The organism is Halorubrum sp. PV6 (assembly GCF_003990725.2).
Lineage (GTDB): Archaea > Halobacteriota > Halobacteria > Halobacteriales > Haloferacaceae > Halorubrum.
Genome location: NZ_CP030064.1, coordinates 1,420,963 through 1,445,793 on the forward strand (window position 1 = coordinate 1,420,963; position 24,831 = coordinate 1,445,793).

A 24,831-nucleotide genomic window follows, 5' to 3' on the forward strand; every position below is an offset into this window, starting at 1 on the left:
ACGTCGTACGACCGCGAGCACCGTGAAACCACCGAGGCCGCGCGCCGGGGCGGGCGAGCGGTCACTCGTCGGTCGTCAGGGCGTCGAGCAGACGGACCGCCGGCGCCTTCGCCAGCGGGTCGTTCGCGTTGCCGCAGTGAGGCGACTGGACGCAGGCCGGGCACCCGCCCGCGCAGTCGCAGGTGTCGATGAGCGTCGCCGTGCGAGCCATCAACTCCTCGATGCGCTGGTGGCCGCGGCGCGTGAGCCCCACCCCGCCGGGGTGACCGTCGTAGACGAAGACCGCCGGCCCGTCGGTGTGCCCGTGATACGGCGTCGAAATCCCGCCGATGTCGGCCCGGTCACAGAGGAGGTGGAAGGGAAAAAGCGAGATGATCCCGTGTTCGGCGGCGTGGATACCCCCGTTGAACGCGTACTCGCTGCCGTACGCGGCCGCTCCGCCGTCGGTCGTCGGCCCATCGCAGTCGTCGCCCGTCGTCGCCGCCTCGCGGTCGCCGCCGCCTGACCGCTCCTCGTCGGCATCGTCGGGCGCGCCGAGAGAACGCATCTCCGACTCCAAATCCGCCGGGACGGGGAAGTACAGCGCCTTCGTTCGCAGCGTCGTCTCCGGCAGGTCGAGTGCCGACTCGCCGAGCGAGTCGCCGGTCTTCGCGTCCTTCCGGACGAACCCCGTGATCTGTTCTGTGACCGTCACGTCGGCGAACCGGACGGGAACGTCGGGCCGCGCCGTGAGCGCGCGCTCGTCGAGGTCCTCGTTCACGACGATGTCCTTCTCGGAGAGCGGCTGGGTGTAGTAGTCGGCCCACGACGACTGGAGCTCGGCCACGTCGCGGTCGAGGTCGAGGCTCGTGACCTCGTAGGTGCGCCCCTGCTGGTGGTAGATCGCGCCGGGGTGGGCGTCCCGGAGCGCGTCGCCGAACCCGAGCGACGCGATCGTCTCGTTGCGCGAGCGGTCGACCAGATCGATCTCGCGGTCGCCGGCGGTCCGCAGGCTCACGGCCTGTTGCGGGCTCTTCGACCCGGCGTGGGTCCAGCGGATGCCGTCGGCGACCTCCCGCCTGTCGAGGACGCCCGAATCGGTCAGGTCCGCGACCGCGCCGGGGAACGAGGGGCCGAAGAACCGCTCGTCGTCGGGCGAGAGCCAGCGCTCGTCGGCCGCGCAGGCGACGTGACCGGGGAGGAGCCGGTCGTTCTCAGGGTCGCAGATGGCGTCTTCTGGCGGGGCCTCGAAGAAGTCCGCCGGCGTGCGCATCAGGTACTGGTCGAGCTGGTCTTCGCCGCCGACCATCACGACCAAGGCCGGGTCGTCGCCGCGACCGGCGCGCCCCGCGCGCTGATACGCCGACATCCGCGTGCCGGGGTAGCCGTCGAGGATGACGGCGTCGAGCCCCCCGACGTCGACGCCGAGCTCGAGCGCGCTCGTCGACCAGACGCCCCGGAGGTCGCCGGCGTGAAGCGCGCCCTCGATTTCGCGGCGGCGGTCGTCGCTCAGGGCGGCCTGATACGCGCCGACGTTGGCCGCGAGGTCGCGTTCGCCCCGCTCGCGCAGGTCGCTCGCGCTGTCGGTCGCGTACTGCTCCGCGGTCTGTCGGGCGCGGGTGAACGCCAGCGTCTGCTGGCCCGCCGTCACGAGGTCGACGAAGAGCCGCTTGCTCTCCGTGTGGCTCGACTTTCGGCGACCGCTCCCGCGCTCCTGCCAGTCGTCGTCGTACTCCGGGGGGTTCCACAACACCCAGTCGCGCGGGCCGCGTCCCGACGCGTCCTCGTCGACGAGCGCGATTCCCTCCGGGTCGCGGCCGGTCACGGTCGCGACGTGTTCGACCGGATTGTTGATCGTCGCCGAACAGCAGACGAACTGCGGGCGCGACCCGAACTGCTCGCAGGTTCGTGCGAGTCGCCGGAGCGTCAGCGCGACCTGCGAACCGAACACCCCGCGGTAGCTGTGTACCTCGTCGATCACGACGTACTCCAACGAGCCGAAAAACCAGTCCCAGAGCCGGCTCGCGTAGGGGAGCAGCGCGTAGTGGAGCATGTCCGGGTTCGAGAGGAGGACCGTCGGCTCGCGGTCGCGCACGGCGCGCTTTTCCGACTGCGAGAGCCGCCCGGTGTAGGATTCGACCGAGACGCCGCTGCCGAAGCCGAGCCCGTGCGCGAGGTCGCTCAGGCTCTCCTCCTGGTCCGCGATCAGGGCGTTCTGCGGGCCGATGTAGAGGGTCCGCCCCCCGTGGTCCATCGCGGCCTCGAACGCCGGCACGGTGTACGCCAGCGACTTCCCGCTCGCCGTCTCGGTGGCGAGGACCACGTCGTCGCCGTCGCGGACCGCTTCGATCGCGTCGGCCTGATGGCGATAGAGCCGGTCGACCCCGTCTTTCGCGAGCGCGTCGGCCATCCGGGGCGCCAGATCCACGTCGCGGTAGGCGGGGTCGCGGGCGGGGAAACGGCGGTGCTCCGCGATCTGTCCCTCGTAAAAGGGGCGGTTCCGGAGCCACTCGATGGCGTCGTCCACAACGACAATGGTAAGGGGTCGATCGAGGGTAATCGTTGTGGTTACACCGGCGACGGAGCAGATGTCAGCCGGCAGCGCCTGAAGCGTCGGCTCCGGGGAGTGAGATGCTGACCACGTTCCCCCGAGGGGAGTTCTCCGAAAAGGAGAGTTCGCCGCCGAGAGAGTCGACGCACCACTGCATCACCCACAGCCCGACCCCGGCGCCGTGATACGTGCTGGTCGTCTCCACGTCTTCGTCGAGAACCGCGGTCTCGACGTCGGGGATCGGTGGCCCGTTGTCTTGAATGTGGATCTGTCCGTGACCGTTCTGCTGACAGGACTCGACGCTGACCGTCACCATCCGTACGTCGCGGTCGTTGTGTTCGATGGCGTTTCGCACCGCGTGGTCCACCGCGTAGCGAACTCCTTCGTCGGCGATGGCCCAGACGTGTTCCGGCGCTTCGAGCGAGATGTCGGCGTCGGGGTACTCGTGCCGGATGTCGTCGACGAGCGAGCGGACCACCGCTCGAAGGTCGGTCGGGGAGCGCTCCGTCGCGGTCGGTTCGGCGATCTGTTCGATCTGCTTGACCGACTCGCTGAGTCCGCCCACCTCGCTGGTGATGTCGAGGACCGTCTGGATCTCGCGTTCGAGCGTGTCGTCCTCGACGGCCCGTCGAATGCGGTCGGCGTATCCCATGAGCACGTTCGTCTTGTTCCGGAGGTTGTGTCGGACGATCCGACTGAGAAGCCGGAGGCGACGCTCGCGAGCCCGGTACGCTGTGATGTCCTGTACTTCGGCAAGGACGCACCGTACGCCGCTAATCTCGGTCGCCTTGAGATTGACCTGGATCCAGCGCAACTCGTCGTTTGCGCGCTGTATCTGCCACTCGAACGACTGGGGATCGCCGTCTGCCGCCTGAGCGATCAGACGGGACGCCTTCTCCTGCGTAAATCGCGTCGAGGGCGCCGTGTAGTCTTCGACGGTCATCGTTCGGAGCTCCGCGAGCGAATACCCGTACAGTTCGGTGAGCCGAGCGTTCGAGTCGAGAATTCGTTCGCCGCTCGTGTCGTGGAGGTTGATACCCACGTCCAGGTCGTCGAACGCCTCCGGCAGAGAAACCTCCCCTGGGTGTCCCATAGAGATCGTTTCGGGGTGGTGCGTATATAGCCGTTCACCAACGCCACGAAAACACGCACACCTGACAGCCAAGCGTTCTGTTGTGGTGGCCCTATCGAGACGGCCATCGCCTCTCGCGACGACTCGGAGGCCGCGCGAGGGGACACAGCGAGAGCCGTGATGAGGCCGGGTGTCATCCCCCCGACCGCGTGGGGTTCCTGACCGTCACGCCGCTCGGAGGAGGGGGTCGGCGTACTCGACGAGCACGTCGGCGACCGTCTTGAGGACGACGAGCACGACGAGCGCGAACAGCGGGGACCCCAAGGTGACGGCCCCGAAGCCGCCGATGAGGACCGCGTAGTGAAGCACGAGGAGCCGTGGAAACACCGCGAACACCTGGGCGACGGGAGCGGTACGCTCCCAGGCGCCACCAGCGAGAAAGCCCAGACCAAAGGAGAGCCCGTGGCTCAGGGCCATCGCGCCGACGGCGGGCAGGAGCGTCGGCAACACGGCCAGCGGCTCCCAGCCAAGCGGCTCGAAGGCGAACCCCGGGAGCAAGAAGAGCGCTGCACCGTGGATCACCCAGAGGGGTCCGTACTGGAAGCAGAACAGCGCCACGGCCCCGAACCGGGCGTTGCTCGTCCCGGCGCCGGGCCCGGTGTATCTGTCGAACCCGAACAGCGCGCCCAGGCCGGTATCGGTCGGATCACCCATGGCCAGCAACACCCGAACCACGGTGAACACGCCGACGACGGCTGCCTCAAGCCAGTACAGCAACAGCAGGTCAAGCGCCTGCCACCCGAATGCGAACACGCCGACGATGGGTATCACGTTAGCGAGTAGCAGTCCTATCAGGGCAGCGAGAGACGAGAGACGCACGAGAGAGACAGTCTATGGGCGGACATAACCTCATCGGGAGTAAGGCTTGGAGGGGAGTTAGTGTGAGGCAGATGCGGTGTGTCTCTCGAACGACTGACGGCCCATTTTGCGACGAGTAACAGAACAGGTGACCGATCGGAACGCGTGTTCGGCCGCCGAGACGCGCCCTTCAGCGATCCCCTGTTTCAGACACCGCGTGTCTGGAGGGGGGTATCAACGGAGCCGTTAGGATGGAGCGACGCGGGGGAGTTCGCGTCTGGCCCCGTTTTGTCAACGACGTCAGTCCCGAATCAGTACGATTCCGTCGCGAAACACCGAGTGGTTCGGGATCACGTGGTCTTCGCCGGCGGCCTCGATGTGCGTCACGAACAGGTCGACCTCCTGGACGATGCCGCGCTCGCCGGCGACTTTCACCTCGTCGCCGATGCCGTACGGCTGGCGGAGCAGGAGGAAGACGCCGGCGGCCGCGCTGGCGATCAGGTCTTTTAGCCCCAGCGCGGCGAACAACACGACGGCGAACGCGTACGCCGCCAGCAACACGACCAGCGCGAGCGTCTGCACGCCGACCTGCCCGAGCGCGACGAGCGCGGCGACGTAGACGATGCTGTACTTGACGATCGGCGGCAGGACGCCGAGTTCCGGGAGTTTGATCCCGCGGAGCCGCTCGGCGACGAGGAGTTCGGCTTTGTCGCCGATGACGACGCCGACGATGAGGACGACGACCGCGATGAACACGCGAGGGAGGAACGCGGCGACGCCGGCCCAGAACTGCTCGAGGTAGTTGACCTCGGCGACGGTCATCGCGGCGATGACGGCGACCGCGACGATGAAGTAGCTCGACAGGCTCGCGAGGATCCGCACGGTCGACGTGTCGAACTCGCGGGCGGTGCGCTCGAAGGCGGTGCCCTCTATCACGTCGGGGACGCCGGCGCGGGTCAGCAGGCGGCGGTTGATCACGCCGACGACGTACGCCGCCACCAGTCCGAAGAGGAGGACCAAGAGCGCGAGCCAGATCCGCTCGGGGACCGCCGAGACGACCCCGGAGAGGGAGGTCGGGACCGCGGACATGGGTCAGTACTCCTCCGGATCGATCTCCAAGACGAGTTCGCCGGCTTTGAACGCGCGGACGAGCCCGTCGGACTCCGAGAGGACGATGGCCGTCGCGTTCGTGTCGCGGGTGATCGCGCCGCCGGCCATGTGGCGCGCGCCGAGCCCCTTCGGGATGTCGACCCCCTCCGCGCCCGGTTCGAGGTAGCGGTACGCGGAGACGATCTTCCCCGAGTCGGAGACGACGAAGGCGCCGTCGAGCCGGGAGAACTCCTTTAACATGACGTTGACGATGGGGTCGCCGACGTGGACGTGCGACTTCTCGAAGGGGTTGTACGACAGCGGGCGGGACTTGTTCATCACCTTCCCCGCGTCGCCGACGACGAACAGGGCGCCGACGGGTTTCCCCTTCTGTCCCTTCTGTCCGAGTTCGATGGCGACCTCGAACACGTCGCGGATCACGCTGGGCTCGGCGCGGGAGTCGACGAAGAGGCCGTAGATCCCCGTGTGAACCGTCTCGTCGACGGTGACGCGGATCACGCTGTCCGGACCCCCGTCGAAGACGGAGGCGACACAGACCACCTCGTCGCCCGCCGAGACGAGGTCGGCGTCCATCGCGCCCTCGATGCCGAACCGAATTCTGTCCTTGACGTTGTCGAAGGGGAGCGGCAGCTCGACGAACACCTCGGCGTCGACATCGTTGTCGGGCGCGACGACGACGACGTCCGTGTCGTCGCCCTCGAACCGATCGAAGAACGAACTGGTCGGCGAGAACAGCAACACGGCGTCTGCGTCCGAGACGAGATCGGACAGGTGATCGGTGAGCGAGGCCATTGGCAGAAAAACTCTCGGGCAACGTATAGTCGTTGCGTCGGCGTCATACGGGCGTCTGACGCGTTCTGTCGGGAGTCGCCTGCCGCGGCGCCCGCTGTCCGTCGCCCGCGCGACTTTTATCCGGGAGGCGAGTACGGGGCGGCGTATGGCGACCCGCGACGCCCTCTGGGGGTACCGCAACGAGTTCGGCGACGCCTTCGGGCGGACGTACTTCCGGCGGTTCGGGCCGGGCGTGGCCTCCAGCATCGGCCTCGGGACGTACCTCGGCGCCCCCACGCCCGCCGTCGACGCGGCCTATCGCGAGGCGATCGAACTCGCGCTCCGATCCGGGATCAACCACGTCGACACCGCCGTCAACTACCGATGCGGGCGCGCCGAGCGCGTCGTCGGCGAGGCGGTCCGATCGTCCCCCGTCGACCGCGAGGCGGTCGTCGTCGCGACGAAGGGGGGCTTCCTCCCGTTCGACGGCGAGCGACCGGACGACCCCGCCGCGTACGTCCGCGAGCGGTTCGTCGAACCGGGCCTCGTCGCGCCCGACGCCCTCGCGAGCGGGTCACACGCGATCGCGCCGGCGTACCTGGAGTGGTCGCTCGACCGCTCGCTGGACCGCCTCGGCCTCGATTCGGTCGACTACTTTTATATCCACAATCCGGAGACGCAGCTCGCGACCCGCTCCCGCGAGGCGGTGTACGACCAGCTGTCGGCCGCCTTCGAGGCGCTCGAACGGCGTCGCGCCGCGGGCGACGTGGGCGCGTACGGCGTCGCGACGTGGGACGCGTTTCGCGTCCCCGAGGGCGCCGACCGGTACCTCTCGCTCGCCGAGGTCCTCGCGCGGGCCGAGGCCGCCGGCGAAGCGGTCGGCGCCGACGACGGCCACGGGTTCGAGGCGATCCAACTGCCCTTCAACGTCGCGATGGCGGACGCGTTCACGCGCCGGAATCAGCGGCTCCCCGACGGTGACGACGGCGACCGAGTCTCCGCCCTCGAACTCGCCCACGAGGCCGGCCTCTCCGTGGTGACGAGCGCGAGCATCGGCCAGGGTGACCTCGCGAGCGAGGGGTCGGTCCCGGGCGAGGTCGACGCGGCGCTCGCGGGCGAGACGCCGGCCCAGCGAGCGCTCAACTTCGCTCGGAGCGCGCCGGGCGTCACCTCGTCGCTCGTCGGCGCGAGCGATCTCGACCACCTCCGCGAGAACGTCGCGGCCGGAACCTTCGACCCGCTCGGCGCGTCGGCGTTCGACGCGGTGTTCGAGTGAGGCGGTGAAAGCGACGGGCCGTAGCAAAAAGGAGGTTTGCGGGGAGGGCAGTTCGGCGCGAAGCCGCCGTCAGCGGAGCTCTTTGAACTTCGTTCCGCACTCGGGACAGACGCGAACCGAGAACACTTCGTCGGGGTCGTTCTGCTTTTTTAAGACCTGCTCGCACTCGGCGCAGTTCAGTCGCTCGTACGTGTCCTTAAATAAGTCGCCGTCGCGAAGGCCCTTCCGCGTCGATTTCATACTCCGAGTTGAACACGTGGCGGTATAAAAACCCCGTCCGACGCCAGTCAGACGCGTCGCTTTCGCAACCCTTGTCTCCCGGCGCCGTCAACTCCGCTCGTGTCACGGACTCGGCTGTTCGGATCGCTCTGTGCGCTGGTCTTCCTCGTGAACTTCGCACGAGTGGTGTTCGCACCCCTCGTGGGACAGTTCATCACCGAGTTCGCCATCGGCGAGGGGACCGCGGGGCTCATCGTCACGCTCGCCTGGCTGGGCTCTGCGGCCCCGCGGCTCCCGGCGGGCTGGGCACTCACGCGGTTCTCGCGGCAGTTCGTCATCCTCGTCTCCGGCGCCATGCTGACGCTCGGCGCGCTCGGCGTCGCGCTCGCGCCGGGCGTGCCGACGCTGATGACCGCCGCGTTCGCCATCGGCCTCTCGTCCGGCGTCTACTTCGTCGCCGCCAACCCGTTCATCGCCGAGCTGTTCCCCCGGCGCGTCGGCCGCGTCATGGGCGTCCACGGCATGGCGAGCCAACTCGCCGCCGTCGCCGCCGCGCCCGTGGTCACGGTCGCCCTCTGGTACGACTGGCGGCTCGCGTTCTACGGGCTCGCCGCGGTCGCCGCCGCCTCCACCGCCATCTTCGTCGCGCTCGCGCGGCGCACGGACCTGCCCGACGCGGGCACGAGCGACACCGACTTCCTCGCCGGGGCGTTCTCGGAGTGGAAGCTGATCCTCGCCGGCGTCGTGCTGATGGGGCTCACGGGGTTCGTCTGGCAGGGCCTGTTCAACTTCTACGAGCTGTACATGGTCGACAAGGGGCTCCCGCCGACGACCGCCCGGAACCTGCTGACGGTGATCTTCGCCGCCGGCGTCCCGGCGTTCCTCGTCTCCGGGGACCTCGCCGACCGGCTCCCGCACGTCCCGTATCTCCTCGGTATCGTCTCGACGTTCATCCTCGGCACCGTCTTCGTCGTCGTCTCCTCCGGGCTGGTCGCGGTGATCGCCGCCAGCGTCGTCGTCGGCTTTGCCATCCACATGCTGTTTCCGGCGGGGGACACCTACCTGCTCGCGTCGCTGCCGGACGAGTCCAGGGCGTCGGCGTACGCCGTCTTCTCCGCGGGGATGATGACGATGCAGGCGGCCGGGTCGTGGGTCGTCGGCGAGGCCATCGAGGCCGGCGCCGGCTACGACGCGGTGTTCCTGGCGCTCGCCGGCGGCCTCGCGCTCGTCGTCCTCGCGTACGCCGGACTGGAGTACGTCGGGCGCGTGCCGGGCGGCGCGGCGGGGACGGAGCCCGCGGTCTGACCCCGCCGGTCGACGGCGACGAACCGGTCGCGACGGATCGGGGGTATCGGACCTATTTAGGGCGTCCCGCCCGTGGTAACTGCTACATGGAGTACGTACAAGAGCGCGTGACGACCCTCCACGCGTTGACCGACCACCGGCCGGCCGCGCCGACCGGCCGCGCGGCGGTCGTCGTGCCGATGACGGAACGCGAGTACGGGACGCTCGCGGCCGACCGGGTCCTGACGGCGCTGGAGACGGTCGACCCCGCTCGCGTCGTGGTCCCCCTCCGCGCCGCCCCCGACCGCGTCGGCCCCTTCGCCGACTGGCTCGACGGCTTCGACGTGGACGTGGAGACCCTCTGGTGTGGCGGACCGCGCCTCACGGAACTGCTCGCGAGCCGCGGGCTCGACGGGAGCCGGGGAAAGGGCCGCGACGTGTGGCTCGGGTTGGGTCGCGCGCTCGACGAGGAGTTCGTCGTCGTCCACGACGCCGACACCAAGACGTACTCGCCCGCCTTCGTCTCTCGGCTCCTCTTCCCGCTCGCGAACGATCACGAGTTCTCGAAGGGGTACTACGCCCGCGTCGAGGATAACTCGCTGTACGGCCGGCTGTTCCGGCTGTTCTTCCGACCGCTGGTCCGCGCGCTCGGCGACGCGACCGAGCGCCGCGAACCGAGCATCATGGAGTATCTCGACGCGTTCCGGTACGCGCTCGCCGGAGAGTTCGCGGCGACGACCGACCTCGTCTCGCGGTGCCGCATCCAGCGCGGGTGGGGGTTAGAGGTCGGCACGCTGGGCGAGGCGTTCGCGCACGCCGGCTTCGCGGAGAGCGCGCAGGTCGACCTGGGGCGGTACGAACACGACCACCGCTCCGTCGACGGCCCGACCGGCCTCGCCGACATGAGCCGCGCGGTCGGCGCGGCGACCCTCCGAGCCGTCGAGGGCGCGGGCGTCGCCGTCGAGTACGACGCGCTCGCCGACCGCTACCGCGAGGCGGCCGAGCGGCTGATCCGCGGCTACGAGACGGACGCCGCGTTCAACGGTCTCGACTACGACCGCGCGGCCGAGCGCGAGCAGGTCGAGACCTACGCCGACGCACTCGGCGAACCGGGCCCGGACACCCGCCTTCCGGCGTGGCGAACCGCGCCCGTGACCCCGAGCGAGGTGGCTGACGCGGCGCAGGCCGACCTCGCGGCGGCGCGGGAGTCGCACGCCGACGCGGCCGCGCGCCCGCCGGAAGAGTCCGACCGACGCCAGTCGGCCGAGGAAGCGCCCGAGACCGGGACGGGAGAGGACTGATGAGCGACGCGCCGAGCGTCGCCGCGCGCGCCGACCTCGCCGGCGTCGTCGACCTGTTCGAGTGGCTCACCCGCGAAGAGCTGTCGCGGGCGCTCTCGGAGCTCGCTTTTAAACAGCGCGCCGAGATCGACGAGGCGGCCATCGCCGCCGCCATCGACCTCGCGGTCGCGGAGTACGCCCTCGTTCCGGCGCCGCCGGCGTCGCTCTCGGAGTCTGCGGGCGGCGCCGACGCGACGGAGCCGGTCGACCCGACCGACGACGCCGACGCCGACGGCGTCGCGCTCGCGGTCGGCCCGGCGGCGTTCCCCTCGCTGCCGGCGGACGCCGAGGACCTCCCGCACATCCTCGACGTGCCCGACCGCGACGTGGACCGGGAGCTGCTCGCCGAGGCGGTCGTCGAGCGCCTCTCCGCCGACGCGGTCGCCGCCATCGGGGCGAACGACGCGGCGCGGTTGGAGGTCCTCGCCGACGTGACCTACGACATCGAGGCGTGGGCGCCCGTCGACGCCGGCGACGTTCGCGAGCGGATCGTCGCCGAACTGGACGGCTGACCCCTCGGAAGACAGTCATTTTTCGGCGCTCCGGTCTCGCGTCGACACCGTCTCGCAGGCATATCTTTAATGGCCGCCAGAGTGTCATTGACGACGATTATGAAAAAACTGATCAACGAGCCGGACGACGTCGTCGACGAGATGCTGGACGGAATGACCGCGGCGTATCCGGACCGGGTCCGACGGGTCCCGGACACGCAGGTCCTCGTCCGGAGCGACGGGCCGGTCGAGGGGAAGGTGGCGCTCGTGACCGGCGGCGGAAGCGGTCACGAGCCGACCCACGCGGGCTACGTCGGCGACGGAATGCTCGACGGGGCCGCCGCGGGCGACGTGTTCTCCTCGCCGACCGCGGACGAGTTCGAGGCGCTCATCCACGCCTGCGACGCCGGCGACGGCGTGTTGGCGATCATCAAAAACTACGAGGGCGACGTGATGAACTTCGAGACCGCCATCGAACTCGCCGAGATGGAGGGCGTCGAGGTCGAGAGCGTCGTCGTCGACGACGACGTGGCGGTCGAGGACTCGCTGTACACCTCCGGGCGCCGCGGCGTCTGCGGGACCATCCTCGTCCACAAGGCCGCCGGCGCGAAGGCCGCGGCGGGCGGAGACCTCGCCGAGGTCAAGCGCGTCGCCGAGAAGGTGATCGACAACGTGGGCACGATGGGCACCGCGCTCACGTCGTGTGTCACCCCCGAGAAGGGCGAGCCGACCTTCGATCTGGGCGACGACGAGATCGAATTAGGGATCGGGATCCACGGCGAACCGGGAACCGAACGCACCGAAACGATGAGCGCAGACGAGATAACCGAGGCGCTGACTGATGCGGTCTTGGACGACCTCGACCTCGACGATGGACAGGAGGTGCTCACCATCGTCAACGGGATGGGCGGCACCCCGCAGATGGAGCTGTTCGTCGTCAACCGACGGCTCCAGGAGCTGCTCGGCGACCACGGGCTGGAGACGTGGGACGCGTGGGTCGGCGACTACATGACCTCACTCGACATGGCGGGCGCGTCGATCACCGTGTGTGCCGTCGACGACGAACTGAAGGAGCTCCTCGGCGCGCCGGCGGACACTCCGGCGTTCGCTCGGACCCGATGAGCGATGGCGATTCCGCCGGCGCCGCCGTCGTGGCGGTCGTCGAAGCGGTCGCGGCGCGGATCGAGGCGGAGCGCAGCCACCTGACCGAACTCGACTCGGCCATCGGCGACGCGGACCACGGGGGGAACATGGCGCGGGGGTGGGCCGCGGCGGCCGACGCCGCCCGCGACCTCGACGATCCGGACGCGCAGACCGTCTGCAAGACGGTCGGCAAGACGCTCATGAGCGAAGTCGGCGGCGCTTCCGGCCCACTCTTCGGCGGGTCGCTCGTGTTCGCGAGCGCCGAACTCGACGACGGCCTGACTCCCGAGAGCGCGGTCGCGTTCGCCGAGACCTACTTAGCGAAGGTCCAGGACCGCGGCGACGCGACGGTGGGCGACCAGACGGTGGTCGACGCGCTCACCCCCGCCGTCCACACGTTTAAAAAGTCGATCGAGACGGACGACCTCCCGCCGCTCGAAGCGCTCGCGAAGGCGGTCGACGCGGCCGAGCGCGGCGTCGCGTTCACCGTCCCGATCCGAGCCAAAAAGGGCCGGGCCTCCTACCTCGGCTGGCGCTCGGTCGGACACCAAGACCCCGGCGCGACGAGCGTACTCTACATCCTCGAAGAGGTGCTCTCAGTCGTCGCAGAGCAGATGGACGCTGAGGTCCCCGACGTTGACGCGACCTCGCCGACGATCCCGGACGACGCCGAGCCGGAGGACGACTGATGGTCGGGCTCGTCGTCGTCTCGCACAGCGCGCGGGCGGCTGAGGGCATCGTCGAAGTCGCCGCCGAGATGGCCGGCGACACCCGCATTGAGGCCGTCGGCGGCGACGGACAGGGCGGGATCGGTACCGTCCCGGACGCCATCGGCGACGCCATCGACGCGGCCGACGACGGCGACGGGGTGGTCGTCCTCGTCGACCTCGGCAGCGCGGTGATGAACGCCGACGTCGCCGTCGAGTTGAGCGACGCCGAGGCCGTCATCGCCGACGCGCCCGTGCTGGAAGGCGCGGTCAACGCGGCCGTCGCGGCGACCGACCCCGCCGCCACGCTCGACTCGGTTCGCGAGCAGGCCGAGGCGGCTCGGGGACTGGAGAAACTCTGATCGGGCGGCCCGAGCGACGGTCAGTCGCGGTCGAGCCCCAGCACGTCGACGACCTCGGCCCGCGTCTCGCAGGCGAGCGCCTCGTCGGCGCGGGCCCGCGCCGCCGCCGAGTCTATCTGGCGGATTCGGGTCTTTACCGCCGGGACGGTCACCGCGCTCATGCTGAGCTCGTCGAGCCCGAGGGCGACGAGGAGCTCGGTGAGCGCCGGATCGCCGGCCATCTCGCCGCACATCCCGACCCACGCGTCGGTCTCCGCCGCGGCCGCCGTCGTCCGGTCGACGGCGCGTAACACCGCCGGATGAAGCGGGTCGTGATACGCGGCGACCCCGTCGTTCTCGCGGTCGGCGGCCATCACGTACTGCGTGAGGTCGTTCGTCCCGATGCTCAGGAAGTCGACCGCGTCCGCCAGTCGGCCCGCGAGGAACACCGCGGCCGGGGTCTCGACCATCACTCCCACGTCGGGTATCGCGTGGGGGACGCCCTCCGCTTCGAGGTCGGCGGCGACCGCGTCGACCGCCGAGAGCGCCGACTCGACCTCCGTCATCCGCGAGACGAGCGGGAACATGACTGCGAGGTCCGCGTCGCCCCCGTGGGCCGCCGCGCGCAGGAGCGCCCGCAGCTGCGTCTCGAAGAGGTCGCGGTGGTCGTCCAGCGAGAGCCGGATCCCGCGACGCCCGAGGAAGGGGTTCGACTCGGCGGGGAGATCGAGGTACGGCACCCGCTTGTCGCCGCCGACGTCAAGCGTCCGGACCACGACCTGCTCGCCGGGGAACGCCGACAGCGCGGCCGTCACGGCCTCGTACTGCTCCGCCTCGGTCGGGGGCGACTCGCGGTCGAGAAAGAGGAACTCCGTCCGGAACAGCCCGATTCCGTCGGCGCCGCGCTCGGCCGCCGGGGCGACCTCCGCCTCGCTCCCGACGTTCGCGGCGACCGTGATCGGAACCCCGTCCGCGGTCGACACGCGGTCCGGGACCGGGGTCGTCGCCGCCGTGTCCGCTTGCTCGCGAGTCGCCGCGTCCGGATCGACGACGACTCGCCCGTCGCTCCCGTCGACGAGCAGGTCGGTTCCGGCGTCGACGTCGCGGAGCGACTCGCCGACGCCGACGACCGCCGGGATCGAGAGCGACCGCGCGATGATGGCCGCGTGGGCGGTCCGCCCGCCGGTGACGGTCGCGATGCCCGCGACGGCCGCCGGGTCGAGCGCGGCGGTGTCGCTCGGGGTGAGCCGCTCGGCTAACAGCACCGTTCCCGGCGGGAGGTCGGCGACGTCGGTCCCCGGCGCGGCGTCTAACAGGGCACGGAGGAGCCGGTCTCGCACGTCTCGCAGGTCGTCGGCGCGCTCGGCCATCGGCCCGTCGAGCGCCTCGAACTGCTCGATAGCGGCCGCGAACCGATCGCTCACGGCGTGTGGCGCGGGCGTCCCCTCGGCCATCGCCGCCTCGATGTCGTCGACGAGCTCCGGGTCGTCGAGGAACTGCTCGTGGGCCTCGAACACCGCCGCCTCCTCCTCGCCGACGCGCGCCGCCGCCCGGTCGCGCGCCTCGCGGATGTCGTCGCGAACCGCGTCGCGGGCCGCGGCGAACCGGGCGCGCTCGGCGTCGCCGTCGACGGTCGCGGGGGCGGGGCGCTCGGGGAGCGTCAGGTCGGCCTCGGGCCGATACCAGCGCGCGGTCCCGACGCCCGAGAGGGGCGTGCTGCCCACGCCGGTGAGCGTCCTCACGGCGTGTCACCGCCGTCGGCGCCCTCGGATCGGGCATCGCTCTCACCGCCCGCTCCGTCGCCCGCTCCGCCCGCTCCGTCGCCCGCTCCGCCCGCTCCGTCGACCTCGCTCGTCAGTAGGTCGCAGACGGCGTCGAGCGCGTCGGCCGCGTCCGCGCCCTCGGCGACGACGCGGACGGACTCGCCGTGGCCGACGTTCAGCCCGCTCACGGAGAGCATGCTGTCGGCGCGGACGAGGCCGTCGTCGCCGTCGTCCGCGCGACCGATCGAGACGCTGGCGTCGAACCGGTTCGCCGTCTGCACCAGCTTCGAGGCCGGTCGCGCGTGGAGGCCCGCCTCCGGCACGACCGATACAGTGCGTTCCATGCGCCGGGGTAGGCGCGGCGGCGGCTTATAAGTGCGTTCGCCGGGGACGCAGATCATCCCCTCCGTCTCACTCGATCACGTCGACGACCTCCCCGTCGATCATCCGAGCGAGGACGACTCGCGACACGGTCGCGCGCTCGCGGACGACCCGCGCGACGGTCCGCGCCGCCGCCGCGTCGGCCGCGTCGTCGACGGCGTTCAGGAGGGGAATCACGGTCGCGCCCGCCGGGACGCCTCGGAGTCCGCCGTCCTCGTGAGCGAGGACCCGGCCGACGAGTTCGGGCGTGATCTCGTCGCCGAGCGCGGCGTCGGTGAGCGCCGCGACGCGCTCGGGGCGGTGGACGGTCTCGGCCGTCAACGGCTCGCCGACCGCGCCGACGCTCGCGACCGGGACGACGCGGTCGGCGCCGGCCGGAACCTGTGGCTCGCGCTCGTTCGGCGCCTTTAAAAGTCGCGTCCGCGCGCCGTCGGCTTTCACGAGGACCGGACCGTCGTGTGCCGCCCCGATATCGTCGACGACCGACGGGTCGTACCCCCGATACCGGTCGTCGCGCTCGCGCTCCGGGACCAGACCGAGGGGGAAGGCGGCGTCCCGGTCGTCGAAGTCCCCCAGCGCGGCGACCGGGTCGCCGGTGACGCGCACCGCGGCGACCTCGCGGTCGAAGATCGGGATCCGGACCGTCGCGGTGAGCACGGCCCGGTCGAGGCGGTCGGCGAGCGCGTAGAGCGTGGTCTTCTTTCCGCCGGCCCCGACGAGACAGGTCGTCCCCCGTGCCGCGTCGAGGGCGGCGACGACATCGTCCATGCCTCTCCGTCACGACCGGCGGCGGCGAAAAGCCGTCGGTCGGGTGAGTTCGGTCGGGTGGATTCGGTCGATCGGGAGGGGTCAGTCGGCCGACCGAGCGACTCCGGGTCGAGTCGGGGCCGACGGGTGGTTTAATCCGGCCCGCCCGCGAGGTGCGTCACGATGTCCGTCCCCGACCGAATGCTGCGCGTCGATCTCTCCGCGGAGCGCGTGCGCAGCGAGCCGGTCCCCGAGGCGTGGCTCGCGCGCTACGTCGGCGGAAAGGGGCTCGGCGCCCGCTACCTCTACGAGACGCCGCCGGGCGTCGACCCGTCGTCATCGGCGAACCGGCTCGCGTTTCTCGTGGGACCGCTGACGGGGCTGTTGCCGGGCGAGCCGCGCTACGCGGCGGTGACGAAGTCCTCGCTCACGGGCGCGTTCCTCGACTCGTACGGGGGCGGGTCGTTCGCGGCCCGGCTCGCGGGGTCGCTCGGGGGCCACCTCGGCGTCGTGATCGAGGGGGCGAGCGACGAGCCGGTGACCCTCTCGGTCGCGGACGGCACGGCGACGATCGAGTCCGCGGCCGATCTCTCCGGGCTCGATACGGCCGAAACCGACGCGCGGTTCCCGGACGCCGCGGTCGCCTGCGTCGGGCCGGCCGGCGAAGCCGGCGTCCGGTACGCGACCATCGCGTCCGACGGCGGGGACCACCACGCCGGTCGGGGCGGCGCGGGCGCGGTGATGGGCGCGAAGGGGCTCAAAGCCGTCGTCGCGCGCGACGCGGCGCCGACGGTCCCGGCCGCGCTCCGCGAGCACCGGGAGCGCGCCGAGGAAGCCTTCGCCGACAGCGACGGCGGGCGCTGGCTCGCCGCCGGCGACACGCTGGAGACGGTGGCGTTCGGCGACGAGACGGGGGTCTTGCCGACCCGCGGCTGGCAGACCCGGCGCTTCGACGGGGCCGAGGGGCTCGGGGTGGCGGCGGCGACGGAGCGCGCGGTCGGTCGCGAGCGCCCCGACGACCCGGTGCCGGGCGGGTTCCGGGTCGCGAGCGAGAGGGGGAAAATCGAGAGCGACGACCCCGCCGACGCGACGGCGACGACCGTCCCCCGCGGGGGCACACCGATCGCGCTCGGGGCGGGGCTCGGGATCGACGACTTCGACGCGGTGGCGGCGCTCGGGGGCGTCTGTGACCGACTCGGGCTCGACGTGATCTCCGCCGGGAACGCCGTCGCGTGGGCGGTTCGCGCGAGCGACGCCGGCGTGATACCCCCCGGCGACCGCGAGGTCGACGACGACCTCTCGTTCGGCGACGCGACCGCGGCGCGGCGCCTGATCGAGGACATCGCGGCCCGGTCGACGCCCCTCGGCGACGCGCTCGCGGACGGGGTGGCGGCCGCCGCGGCCCGGTTCGGCGGGACCGACCTCGTCCCGACGGTGAAGGGGCTGGAACTCGCGTCGTACGACCCCCGCGGCGCGGCGACGATGGCGCTGGCGTTCGCCACGGGCGACCGGGGCGGCTGTCACCGTCGCGCTCGGCCGGTCGAGACCGAGGCGGTGGCCGACCCGAGGTGGACGCCGACCGAGCGCGCGGCCGTCGTCGCCGACGAGCAGGACCGGCGGGCCGCGCTCTGGTGTCTCGTCGGCGACGACTTCCTCGCCGAGAGCTTCGGACCGGACGCGGCCGCCGAGTGGCTCGCCGCTCTCGGCGACGAGCGCGACCCGACCGACCTCCGCGCGCTCGGCGAGCGGGTGTGGACGCTCACGCGCCTGTACAATTTGCGAGAGGGGTTCGACCGGAGCGACGACGGGCTTCCGGAGGCGCTGACCCGCGCGACCGATGGGGAAAACGAATCCGACGGCGAGGCGGGAGACGGTCTCGACCCCGACGCGTTCGAGGCGCTCCTCGACCGGTACTACGCGTACCGGGGGTGGGACCGCGAGGGGCGCCCGACGGCCGAGCTACTGGACCGACTCGACATCGGGGATCTGCCCGACTCGGCGACGCCGGTGGGGTCGGCGGCGGAGCGGCCGGACGCCGGTCGCAACGACGACTGAAGGAGGGAGAACGGTCGCCGCGTTACGGGGCCGCCTGCTTCGTCGAGATCAGTTCGATCACGTCGCGGTGAGAGAGCTCGTGGTCCGCGCCGACCTGCCGACCGCTCCGGCAGTCGGTGCCGTGGAGGAGCCCCTCGCCGATGTCCGAGTGGATGTGGAACGCGAAGTCCTCGGTCGTCGACCCCTCGGGGAGGATAAAGCAGTCGCGGAAGACGCCCTTCTCGTCTTTGCTCCCGTTCGCGGAGCCGGGGAAGACGGCGATACAGTCGAGCACGTCGAAGACGGCTTCTTCGAGTGCGCCCTGCACGCCGGTGCCGTCGTACTCGTCGACGAACTCGGCTATCTGATCGAGGCCCGCCGCCTGCTCGCCGGAGACGTCGCCGACGACGTCGAATTCGCTCTCGCCGGGGCGGTAGTCGACGACGCCGGCCTCGTCGGCGTTTTTAAGCGCCTTCTCGGCGTGAGCGCTCGCCGGGACGAAAGAGAGGTGGTCGTAGTCGGGGTCGGCCGTGATCTCGTCCCAGTTCGCCTGCGCTTCCGGCGTGTCCATCTTGTTCGCGGCGACGACCATCGGCTTCGTGCGCTTGCGGATCTCGCGTGCGAGGTCCGCCTCGTCCGTCTCGTCCCACGTCTCGGGGTCGAGTTCGAGCCCCTCCGCGAGGATCACCTGTTTCATGCGGTCCTTGTCGATGCCGAACGCCGACATCTGGTCGGCGAGCTCCGCCTCGATGGCCGCGTCCGCGCCGTGGTAGCGCGTCTCGAACTTCTCGAGGCCCTTCCGGAGCACGTCGAGGTACCACTCGTCGAGCTCCTCTTCGAGGAAGTCGATGTCCTCGCGCGGGTCGTGGCCTTCAGTCGTCTCCCCCTCGATGTCCGTCTTGCCGGAGAAGTCGACGACGTGGATCAACACGTCCGTCTCGTTGAGGTCGGTGAGGAACTGGTTACCGAGGCCGCGTCCCTCGTGGGCGCCCGGAACCAGCCCGGCGACGTCGACGAGTTTTACGGGGACGAAGCGGGTTCCCTCGCGGCAGACGCCGACGCTCGGCGTACACGTCTCGTCGAACTCGGGGGCGGCACAGTCGACGCGGACGTACGCCTCGCCGACGGTCGGGTCGATGGTGGTGAACGGGTACGCGCCCTCGGGCACGTCGTTCATCGTCGCGGCGTTGAAAAACGTCGACTTCCCCACCGAGGGCTTGCCGACGAGACCGATCCGGTAACTCATTACCACCAGTGTGCGATCCACGGTAAAAAGCGATGCGAGAGGCGTCGTGGCGTGGGGGTCGGTGACGGGGTGGCGACCCTCTGAACGGGCTCGCCGGGGCAAGGCGGGTCGAATCGAGCGAGCGCGGATCAGGCGTCGCCGTCCGACTGTCCGGGCTCGCCGAGCGCCTCGATGGGAAGGACGTTCTGGAGCGCGATGTAGGCGTCCTCGGCGCTCTCGAACCGCTCCTGTGTGATGTCGGCCACCAGTTCGCCCAGGTCGGCGTCGCCGTCGGCGAACAGCACGGTGGTGTCGGCACACGACTCGGCGAGGTCGTCGCGGGCGGTGGGGAACGAGTGGTCGTTGAACTCGGCTTCGACGCGCGAGAGACGGACTTCGGGTGTCATTACCACGGTATACACCTGCGGAGGGCTTAAATACGCCTGTTCGGCGCCTCTGCCGCCGATTTGCGGCTCAGACCGCGAATTCGACCGTAACATGAACCGGCAAGACGCGCAAAGAGTTATGCGTAGGGAGTGCCGTGGTGTATGTGAGCAAATGGCGTTATACGATCGGCTCCTCGTTCCGACCGACGGCTCCCCCGAGGGGCGGCGGGCAATCGCACACGCCCTCGACCTCGCGTCGTTCCACGGAGCGGCCGTTCACACCCTCTACGTCGTCGACACGGCGAGGTACGTGGGAACGCCGATGGAGCGCTCCTGGGAGGGGGTCGGCGACCTGCTCCGGGACGACGCGGCCGAGGCGGTCGCCGAAGTGGCGTCGTTCGCGGCCGCGACCGACATCGACGTCGAAACGGCGGTCGTCGAAGGGCCCCCGAGCGCGGCTATCGTCGACTACGCGGAGCGCACCGACTGCGATCTGATCGTGATGGGGACGCACGGCCGCGGTGGGATCAACCGGCTACTGCTCGGGAGCGTCGCGGAGAAAGTGGTTCGCGGATCGGCCGTACCCGTCCTCACGGTGCGGCTGACCGGCGAGGAGTCGGCGGCCGAGAGCGGGACCGCGAGCGCGACGGAAACGGATCCCGCGAGCGCGACGGAAACGGATTCCACGAGTGCGACGAACACCGCAGCGGCCGGCCGCGAACGCGACGCGTCGCCCACGCGAAAGCCGAGCGGCGAAGGCGACGCGGAGGCGGCAAGCGAGGGGTAAGCGACGGCGCTCCGCTTAGTCCCCGGCGTCGCGCAGGTGTTCGCAGTCGCCGGCGTGGACGCGCCGGGTCCCCTCGGCGGTCTCCACGACGAGTGCGCCGGGCGCTTCAACGTCGACCGCGGTGCCCGTCACCGGGCCGCTCGGCGTGTCGACGCGGACCCGGCGCCCCAGCGTGCTCGCGAACTCGCGCCACGCCGGGAGGATTCGGTCCATCCGGTCCGGCGTCTCGGTGAGCGCCGCGAAGCGCTCGAGCAGGGTCGCGGCGAACCGTCGCCTGTCGATCGGTTCGCCTACCTCGGCCGCGAGGGCGGCCGCGTCGGCGGGGAGCGCGTCGGTCGCGACGTTGGCGTTGACGCCGACCCCGGCGACGAGCCACGAGACCCGGTCGGCCTCTCCCTCCATCTCGGTGAGAATCCCGGCGACCTTGCGACCGCCCCGACCGCCGGCCTCGCTCGCAGCGTGGCCGACGAGAACGTCGTTCGGCCACTTGATGTGGGCGTCGACGCCGGCGTCTCGACAGGCCTCGGCGGTCGCGACCGCGGCCGCGAGAGTGAACAGGGGAGCGCGGGCCGGCGGCACGTCGGGGCGGACCGCGAGCGAGAGCCAGACGCCCCCGCTCGGCGCGACCCACTCGCGGTCTAAGCGGCCGCGGCTGCCCGTCTGCTCGTCGGCGACGACCGCGATGCCGTCGGCCCCTGCTGCCGCCAGTTCGCGGGCGCGCTCGTTCGTCGACCCGATCCGGTCGTGGTACTCGACCTCGTAGGGGGCGTCGAGCCCGAACTCGATGCCGGCCGCGGAGTAGCCGGGGGCCTCGGGCGCGACGTAGCCGTCAGGCGTCGACTCGACCGCGAACCCCTCCTCCCGGAGCGATTCCACCGCCTTCCAGACCGCCGCCCGCGACACGTCGAGGTCGTCGGCGAGGGCGGGGCCGGCGACGGGGCCGGCGGCGAGAGCGTCGAGCAGCGCGCGACGCGTGTCCATGTCGTCGGGGTCGGCGCGGACCCGCAAAGCCGTTCCGGGTCGGCGGCGCGTCGGGGGTGGACGCTGCCACAGGGCTATGTGCCCGGCGTCCGAACGTCGGATCGAATGACCCGAGACGCCGACGAGACCGTGTCGCTGACCGTCCTCCACGGCGACGACCGGACGGAGCTGTCGGTCGAGCCTGGGGCGTCGCTCCGTCAGGTGCTGATCGACGCGAACCTGTCCCCGTACGCCCCCGCGACCCGCCGGCTGAACTGCGGCGGAAGGGGGCTCTGTGCGACCTGCGGCGTCCGGATTCGCGACGAGTGTCCGCCGGACCACTGGCACGACCGGCTGGCGGCGCGGTTCGGGTACCCGCGGCTCTCCTGTCAGGTGACCGTCGAGGAACCCATGACGGTCGAACTGGTGGAGAAGGTGGTGTGGGGGTCGCGGGAGCGGTCGGACGAGGGCGCGTGAGCGGACTGCGGGCGAGCGGAGAGACGGGTGAGCGGCCGGAGTTCGGGCCGCGACTCCCCTCGCCGAAGACACCGCGTTTCCGGTGAAACGAAGCGTGTTACCGAACGGCACGGATCGGGGCGGACGGACGAGTTCGCGCGTCGACCGCGGCACAAGACACAAGGTCTCAGGGGCGAACGCTCGGGTATGCAACCCTCCAAGGAACGCGAGGCGTCCACAGAGGACGTGACGGACGACCTCGATAGCCTCCTCGACGACGACCTCGCGGCCGACGAGCGCGGGGGTGACGCGGACGCGGATTCGGCCGGGTCGAGCGCAGCGACCGCGACGGCAGACGACGGGGGTCGGATCGGGGTCGACGGGCGCTGGTTTTCGCTGAAATCGTTCGCGGTTGCGCTCGGTGCCATCGCCGTCGGCGTGTTCGCGGGTGGTGCCATCCCGATCATCGGAGGGACCATCGGCTCCATCGGCGGCGTGTTCCTCGCCGCGTTCCTCCTCGGCGTGGTGTTCTCGGGGCGGCGGTACGCGGAACTCGGCGTCGCCGGCGCGGCGGCCGGCGCGGGGACCGCGGTGGCCAGCGTCCTCGGCGTCGGGTTCCTGCCGATCGGTATCGACTACCTCCAGCAGTGGGGGCTCGCGCTGCTCGCCGTCGGCGGCGGCCTCGGACTGGCGGTGGCGCTCGTGGGCCACTACTTCGGCCGGGACCTGCGGGCCGGCCTGACCGCGGACATCGACTGAGTGGGATCGGGGAGTCAGTGCGCCCGGAAGGGATTCTCCACGCCGACGTACGCGGCGATCTCGTGGCGTTCGAGCATCGCGAACCCGGCGAGGATCGCGACGAAGCCGACGAGCGCCTCTGCCTCGATCAGGCTGCCGAGCAGCGCCCAACTGCCGACCGCGGCGACGACCGGCTCCGCGTAGCCGACGAGGTGGAGCTGCGTCGGCCCGACCTCGTCGAGCAGCGCGAAGTAGATGAGGAAGGCGACGACGCCGGACAGCAGGGTGAGATACGACAGCGACGCCACGGAGGTGACGTTCCAGACGATCGCAGCGGGCGACTCGCCGAGCGCGGCGGCGCCGACGAAGAGCGCCCCGGCGCCGGCGACCATCGCCCAGCCCTGGAGCGCGGCGATCGGGAAGTCGGTCCGGAGCGGGCGGAGCAGCACCGCGCCGAGCGAGAACGAGACGGCGCCCGCGAACGCGAGGCCGACCCCAAACAGGGCGGCGCTGCCGGTCCCGGCGCCCAGCGGGTCGGCGATCACGACGACGCCGAGGATCCCGAGCGCGAACCCGCCGATTTCGACGGGGCCGAGCCGCTCGTTCGGGAGGACGAGCGCCGCGAACGTGGCGGTCAACACCGGAGAGAGGCTTACGATCACGGCGGCGACCGCGCCCGTGACGTGGAGTTCGGCGACGTACAACAGGCCGTGGTAGGCCGCGATGACGAACGCGCCCGCGACGGCGATACCGAGCCACTCGTCGCGGCGGCGGGGGAGGGTTCTCCCGCTCGTCACCGCGGCGAAGCCTAAGACGATGGCGCCGGCGATGGCGTATCGGACCCCGGCGAACAGAAGCGGGGGAAAGTAGTGGAGGCCGGCCTCGATGGCGACGAAGGAACTGCCCCACAGCGTCGCGAGGAGGACGAACGCCGCGACGATCGATTCGGGCGTGGAAATAACGTTCCGCAGATTCATTGAGTAAACCTTTGGAATTTCTGGCGATAGTTAAATCATTCTTCGAAAACGGCGCGGATTGGAAATGAACAATCATACATACGAATTACTTGCAACTGCGTCTCGAAATAGCCTGAAGTCTTGAATCTCTGTGTAATTATATCGGTCGTAATATATAACAAACCGTCACTCGAATGGGGTGCATGGACGAGCGCGACGTGCGGCTGTTGAAGGCGATTTCGGATCTCGGCACCGGGAGTCCGGAGCGGCTTCACGAGGAGACCGACATCCCGGTGTCGACGATCCACTACCGGCTGAACAACTTGCGAGACGCCGGCGTGATCGAAAACGACCTCTACGATTTCGACCACGAGGCGCTCGGTCTCGGCGTCACCGTTATCGTCGAGGTGCTCGCCGACTACGAGGGCCCCTACGACGCGTTCGCCGAGGAACTGCTCGCGGTCGAAGGGGTCACCGAGGCCTTCTTCACCATGGGCGAGACGGATTTCGTCGTCCTCGCGCGGCTCTCCTCGTCGGACACCGTCGAACGGCTCATCAGCGACTTCGAGGCCATCCCGCAGGTCGAGCGGACGAACTCGACGTTTACCATCGCCACCCTGCGCGACGAGTCGCGCGCGCCGGCGACGTACGACCTCGACACGCTGATCAAGGAGCTGACCGAGTAGCCGGGTGCCTCAGTCGGTGAGCGACGGGCCGACCGACCGCTCGACGTACAGGAGCGCGACGAGCCCGACGATCACGATTCCGTAGGCGAGGGCGGCGAAGAGCGCGTCCCGCGGCGTGGCGTACTCCGTGGTGCGGAAGATGATCACCTTCCGGACCATGGCGATGACGCCGGTGTAGATCACCAGCCGGACGATCCGGCGGGTGTTGCTCTGTTCGATGTAGGCGACGACCGTCTGGTACACCTCGACGATGATCAACAGGAGCAGCCCCGTCTCGATGAACCCGATGACCACGTTCGGGTCCGTGATCTCCCCGGTCGGGACGGACTCCGCGATCTGGAGGGCGAGGTCGACGACGCCGATGCCGAAGAGAAGGGCGAAAAGCGCCGCGGCGGCGAGTTCGACGCCGTGGACGAACCAGCTCGTCGCGTCGGAGACCCGGTCGCTGCGCGAGCGCGAGACGGGCGCGCCGTCGGTCTCGGCGGGTGGACCCGAGTCGGTCGAGCGGTCGGTTGCGGGCGAGTCGTCCATCTGAACTCTCTCACACGACAGGAGGGTCCCGCGACACGT

Annotated in this window: 25 protein-coding genes and 1 pseudogene; 12 read left to right on the plus strand and 14 right to left on the minus strand. The window is 70.5% G+C overall.

The window, feature by feature from the left end; all coding sequences use genetic code 11:
* Window positions 1-61 precede the first annotated feature (61 nt).
* From DOS48_RS20895 to dacZ, 5 genes are all read right to left on the minus strand, one after another.
* Complete coding sequence (locus DOS48_RS20895; protein ID WP_127117579.1) at window positions 62-2,506, minus strand: DEAD/DEAH box helicase; 2,445 nt, start codon at window positions 2,504-2,506, stop codon at window positions 62-64.
* A 64-nt stretch (window positions 2,507-2,570) separates the two neighbouring features.
* Window positions 2,571-3,623, minus strand: a complete 1,053-nt coding sequence (locus tag DOS48_RS20900; RefSeq protein WP_127117580.1) for a PAS domain-containing sensor histidine kinase — start codon at window positions 3,621-3,623, stop codon at window positions 2,571-2,573.
* Window positions 3,624-3,827: 204 nt separating this feature from the next.
* Window positions 3,828-4,481, minus strand: coding sequence for a DUF6498-containing protein (locus DOS48_RS20905; RefSeq protein WP_127117581.1), 654 nt, complete (start codon window positions 4,479-4,481; stop codon window positions 3,828-3,830).
* Between the two features lie 279 nt (window positions 4,482-4,760).
* The gene (locus tag DOS48_RS20910) at window positions 4,761-5,549 is read right to left on the minus strand and encodes a mechanosensitive ion channel domain-containing protein (RefSeq protein WP_127117582.1); all 789 of its coding nucleotides are present in this window, start codon (window positions 5,547-5,549) and stop codon (window positions 4,761-4,763) included.
* A 3-nt stretch (window positions 5,550-5,552) separates the two neighbouring features.
* A complete protein-coding gene (gene dacZ, locus DOS48_RS20915; protein ID WP_127117583.1) occupies window positions 5,553-6,362 on the minus strand; it encodes a diadenylate cyclase DacZ in 810 nt (269 codons plus the stop codon).
* A gap of 145 nt (window positions 6,363-6,507) precedes the next feature.
* Between dacZ and DOS48_RS20920 the strand changes: the two genes are divergently transcribed.
* Complete coding sequence (locus DOS48_RS20920; protein ID WP_127117584.1) at window positions 6,508-7,617, plus strand: aldo/keto reductase; 1,110 nt, start codon at window positions 6,508-6,510, stop codon at window positions 7,615-7,617.
* Between the two features lie 69 nt (window positions 7,618-7,686).
* On the opposite strand, the gene DOS48_RS20925 is transcribed toward DOS48_RS20920, so the two are convergent.
* Window positions 7,687-7,857: an HVO_0758 family zinc finger protein gene (locus DOS48_RS20925; RefSeq protein ID WP_168654251.1), complete on the minus strand. Its 171-nt coding sequence runs from the start codon at window positions 7,855-7,857 to the stop codon at window positions 7,687-7,689.
* 99 nt (window positions 7,858-7,956) lie between these two features.
* Here DOS48_RS20925 and DOS48_RS20930 point away from each other — a divergent pair, with 99 nt between their 5' ends.
* The 6 genes from DOS48_RS20930 (at window position 7,957) to dhaM (ending at window position 13,163) form a co-directional block, all read left to right on the plus strand.
* Complete coding sequence (locus DOS48_RS20930) at window positions 7,957-9,141, plus strand: MFS transporter (RefSeq protein ID WP_127117585.1); 1,185 nt, start codon at window positions 7,957-7,959, stop codon at window positions 9,139-9,141.
* 86 nt (window positions 9,142-9,227) lie between these two features.
* Window positions 9,228-10,421: a glycosyl transferase family 2 gene (locus tag DOS48_RS20935; RefSeq protein WP_127117586.1), complete on the plus strand. Its 1,194-nt coding sequence runs from the start codon at window positions 9,228-9,230 to the stop codon at window positions 10,419-10,421.
* Window positions 10,421-10,972 (plus strand): hypothetical protein, encoded by a 552-nt coding sequence (locus DOS48_RS20940; protein ID WP_127117587.1) that lies wholly within the window; start codon window positions 10,421-10,423, stop codon window positions 10,970-10,972. Before DOS48_RS20935 ends, DOS48_RS20940 begins: the two co-directional genes overlap by 1 nt.
* Window positions 10,973-11,071: 99 nt before the next feature.
* On the plus strand, window positions 11,072-12,073 hold the full coding sequence (gene dhaK / locus DOS48_RS20945) for a dihydroxyacetone kinase subunit DhaK (RefSeq protein WP_127117588.1): 1,002 nt from the start codon (window positions 11,072-11,074) through the stop codon (window positions 12,071-12,073).
* Window positions 12,070-12,783 (plus strand): dihydroxyacetone kinase subunit DhaL, encoded by a 714-nt coding sequence (gene dhaL, locus DOS48_RS20950; protein ID WP_127117589.1) that lies wholly within the window; start codon window positions 12,070-12,072, stop codon window positions 12,781-12,783. The genes dhaK and dhaL overlap by 4 nt, the downstream gene beginning before the upstream one ends.
* A complete protein-coding gene (dhaM, locus tag DOS48_RS20955; RefSeq protein ID WP_127117590.1) occupies window positions 12,783-13,163 on the plus strand; it encodes a dihydroxyacetone kinase phosphoryl donor subunit DhaM in 381 nt (126 codons plus the stop codon). The genes dhaL and dhaM overlap by 1 nt, the downstream gene beginning before the upstream one ends.
* A 20-nt stretch (window positions 13,164-13,183) precedes the next feature.
* On the opposite strand, the gene ptsP is transcribed toward dhaM, so the two are convergent.
* From ptsP to yqeC, 3 genes and pseudogenes are all read right to left on the minus strand, one after another.
* The gene (ptsP, locus tag DOS48_RS20960; RefSeq protein ID WP_127117591.1) at window positions 13,184-14,884 is read right to left on the minus strand and encodes a phosphoenolpyruvate--protein phosphotransferase; all 1,701 of its coding nucleotides are present in this window, start codon (window positions 14,882-14,884) and stop codon (window positions 13,184-13,186) included.
* Between the two features lie 107 nt (window positions 14,885-14,991).
* Window positions 14,992-15,249 (minus strand): annotated as a pseudogene (locus DOS48_RS20965) (HPr family phosphocarrier protein); the annotation flags it as partial.
* Window positions 15,250-15,316: 67 nt separating this feature from the next.
* Window positions 15,317-16,054: a selenium cofactor biosynthesis protein YqeC gene (yqeC, locus tag DOS48_RS20970; RefSeq protein WP_127117593.1), complete on the minus strand. Its 738-nt coding sequence runs from the start codon at window positions 16,052-16,054 to the stop codon at window positions 15,317-15,319.
* Between the two features lie 162 nt (window positions 16,055-16,216).
* On the opposite strand from yqeC, the gene DOS48_RS20975 reads away from it, so the two are divergent.
* On the plus strand, window positions 16,217-18,088 hold the full coding sequence (locus DOS48_RS20975; protein WP_127117594.1) for an aldehyde ferredoxin oxidoreductase family protein: 1,872 nt from the start codon (window positions 16,217-16,219) through the stop codon (window positions 18,086-18,088).
* Window positions 18,089-18,110: 22 nt separating this feature from the next.
* On the opposite strand, the gene DOS48_RS20980 is transcribed toward DOS48_RS20975, so the two are convergent.
* Together DOS48_RS20980 and DOS48_RS20985 are read right to left on the minus strand one after the other, a co-directional pair.
* Window positions 18,111-19,313 (minus strand): redox-regulated ATPase YchF, encoded by a 1,203-nt coding sequence (locus DOS48_RS20980; protein WP_127117595.1) that lies wholly within the window; start codon window positions 19,311-19,313, stop codon window positions 18,111-18,113.
* 128 nt (window positions 19,314-19,441) lie between these two features.
* Window positions 19,442-19,699, minus strand: coding sequence for a hypothetical protein (locus DOS48_RS20985; protein ID WP_127117596.1), 258 nt, complete (start codon window positions 19,697-19,699; stop codon window positions 19,442-19,444).
* A 151-nt stretch (window positions 19,700-19,850) separates the two neighbouring features.
* Here DOS48_RS20985 and DOS48_RS20990 point away from each other — a divergent pair, with 151 nt between their 5' ends.
* Window positions 19,851-20,465 (plus strand): universal stress protein, encoded by a 615-nt coding sequence (locus tag DOS48_RS20990; RefSeq protein WP_127117597.1) that lies wholly within the window; start codon window positions 19,851-19,853, stop codon window positions 20,463-20,465.
* A 15-nt stretch (window positions 20,466-20,480) separates the two neighbouring features.
* Here the strand turns inward: DOS48_RS20990 and DOS48_RS20995 are convergent, their stop codons facing one another.
* Complete coding sequence (locus DOS48_RS20995; protein WP_127117598.1) at window positions 20,481-21,446, minus strand: biotin--[acetyl-CoA-carboxylase] ligase; 966 nt, start codon at window positions 21,444-21,446, stop codon at window positions 20,481-20,483.
* Between the two features lie 105 nt (window positions 21,447-21,551).
* On the opposite strand from DOS48_RS20995, the gene DOS48_RS21000 reads away from it, so the two are divergent.
* Both DOS48_RS21000 and DOS48_RS21005 read left to right on the plus strand, forming a co-directional pair.
* Window positions 21,552-21,902 (plus strand): 2Fe-2S iron-sulfur cluster-binding protein, encoded by a 351-nt coding sequence (locus tag DOS48_RS21000; protein WP_127117599.1) that lies wholly within the window; start codon window positions 21,552-21,554, stop codon window positions 21,900-21,902.
* 186 nt (window positions 21,903-22,088) lie between these two features.
* Window positions 22,089-22,640, plus strand: a complete 552-nt coding sequence (locus DOS48_RS21005) for a hypothetical protein (RefSeq protein WP_127117600.1) — start codon at window positions 22,089-22,091, stop codon at window positions 22,638-22,640.
* Between the two features lie 14 nt (window positions 22,641-22,654).
* Here the strand turns inward: DOS48_RS21005 and DOS48_RS21010 are convergent, their stop codons facing one another.
* Entirely contained in the window at window positions 22,655-23,596 is a 942-nt protein-coding gene (locus tag DOS48_RS21010) for a DMT family transporter (protein WP_127117601.1), read from the minus strand.
* A 182-nt stretch (window positions 23,597-23,778) separates the two neighbouring features.
* Here DOS48_RS21010 and DOS48_RS21015 point away from each other — a divergent pair, with 182 nt between their 5' ends.
* The gene (locus tag DOS48_RS21015) at window positions 23,779-24,261 is read left to right on the plus strand and encodes an Lrp/AsnC family transcriptional regulator (RefSeq protein WP_127117602.1); all 483 of its coding nucleotides are present in this window, start codon (window positions 23,779-23,781) and stop codon (window positions 24,259-24,261) included.
* A 9-nt stretch (window positions 24,262-24,270) separates the two neighbouring features.
* Here DOS48_RS21015 and DOS48_RS21020 read toward each other — a convergent pair whose 3' ends face one another.
* The gene (locus tag DOS48_RS21020; RefSeq protein ID WP_127117603.1) at window positions 24,271-24,792 is read right to left on the minus strand and encodes a phosphate-starvation-inducible PsiE family protein; all 522 of its coding nucleotides are present in this window, start codon (window positions 24,790-24,792) and stop codon (window positions 24,271-24,273) included.
* Between the last annotated feature and the right edge of the window lie 39 nt (window positions 24,793-24,831).

Bases quoted from the DNA above. Each gene is read 5' to 3' on its own strand.
- DOS48_RS21005 (WP_127117600.1), top strand. From the start codon at position 22,089: ATGCAACCCTCCAAGGAACGCGAGGCGTCCACAGAGGACGTGACGGAC.
- yqeC (WP_127117593.1), bottom strand. From the start codon at position 16,054: ATGGACGATGTCGTCGCCGCCCTCGACGCGGCACGGGGGACGACCTGT.
- DOS48_RS20990 (WP_127117597.1), top strand. From the start codon at position 19,851: ATGGCGTTATACGATCGGCTCCTCGTTCCGACCGACGGCTCCCCCGAG.
- DOS48_RS20980 (WP_127117595.1), bottom strand. From the start codon at position 19,313: ATGAGTTACCGGATCGGTCTCGTCGGCAAGCCCTCGGTGGGGAAGTCG.
- DOS48_RS20900 (WP_127117580.1), bottom strand. From the start codon at position 3,623: ATGGGACACCCAGGGGAGGTTTCTCTGCCGGAGGCGTTCGACGACCTG.
- DOS48_RS21015 (WP_127117602.1), top strand. From the start codon at position 23,779: ATGGACGAGCGCGACGTGCGGCTGTTGAAGGCGATTTCGGATCTCGGC.
- DOS48_RS21010 (WP_127117601.1), bottom strand. From the start codon at position 23,596: ATGAATCTGCGGAACGTTATTTCCACGCCCGAATCGATCGTCGCGGCG.
- DOS48_RS20995 (WP_127117598.1), bottom strand. From the start codon at position 21,446: ATGGACACGCGTCGCGCGCTGCTCGACGCTCTCGCCGCCGGCCCCGTC.
- DOS48_RS20935 (WP_127117586.1), top strand. From the start codon at position 9,228: ATGGAGTACGTACAAGAGCGCGTGACGACCCTCCACGCGTTGACCGAC.
- DOS48_RS20910 (WP_127117582.1), bottom strand. From the start codon at position 5,549: ATGTCCGCGGTCCCGACCTCCCTCTCCGGGGTCGTCTCGGCGGTCCCC.
- DOS48_RS21020 (WP_127117603.1), bottom strand. From the start codon at position 24,792: ATGGACGACTCGCCCGCAACCGACCGCTCGACCGACTCGGGTCCACCC.
- DOS48_RS20975 (WP_127117594.1), top strand. From the start codon at position 16,217: ATGTCCGTCCCCGACCGAATGCTGCGCGTCGATCTCTCCGCGGAGCGC.
- DOS48_RS20920 (WP_127117584.1), top strand. From the start codon at position 6,508: ATGGCGACCCGCGACGCCCTCTGGGGGTACCGCAACGAGTTCGGCGAC.
- DOS48_RS21000 (WP_127117599.1), top strand. From the start codon at position 21,552: ATGACCCGAGACGCCGACGAGACCGTGTCGCTGACCGTCCTCCACGGC.
- dhaK (WP_127117588.1), top strand. From the start codon at position 11,072: ATGAAAAAACTGATCAACGAGCCGGACGACGTCGTCGACGAGATGCTG.
- dhaL (WP_127117589.1), top strand. From the start codon at position 12,070: ATGAGCGATGGCGATTCCGCCGGCGCCGCCGTCGTGGCGGTCGTCGAA.
- DOS48_RS20940 (WP_127117587.1), top strand. From the start codon at position 10,421: ATGAGCGACGCGCCGAGCGTCGCCGCGCGCGCCGACCTCGCCGGCGTC.
- dacZ (WP_127117583.1), bottom strand. From the start codon at position 6,362: ATGGCCTCGCTCACCGATCACCTGTCCGATCTCGTCTCGGACGCAGAC.
- DOS48_RS20985 (WP_127117596.1), bottom strand. From the start codon at position 19,699: ATGACACCCGAAGTCCGTCTCTCGCGCGTCGAAGCCGAGTTCAACGAC.
- dhaM (WP_127117590.1), top strand. From the start codon at position 12,783: ATGGTCGGGCTCGTCGTCGTCTCGCACAGCGCGCGGGCGGCTGAGGGC.
- DOS48_RS20925 (WP_168654251.1), bottom strand. From the start codon at position 7,857: ATGAAATCGACGCGGAAGGGCCTTCGCGACGGCGACTTATTTAAGGAC.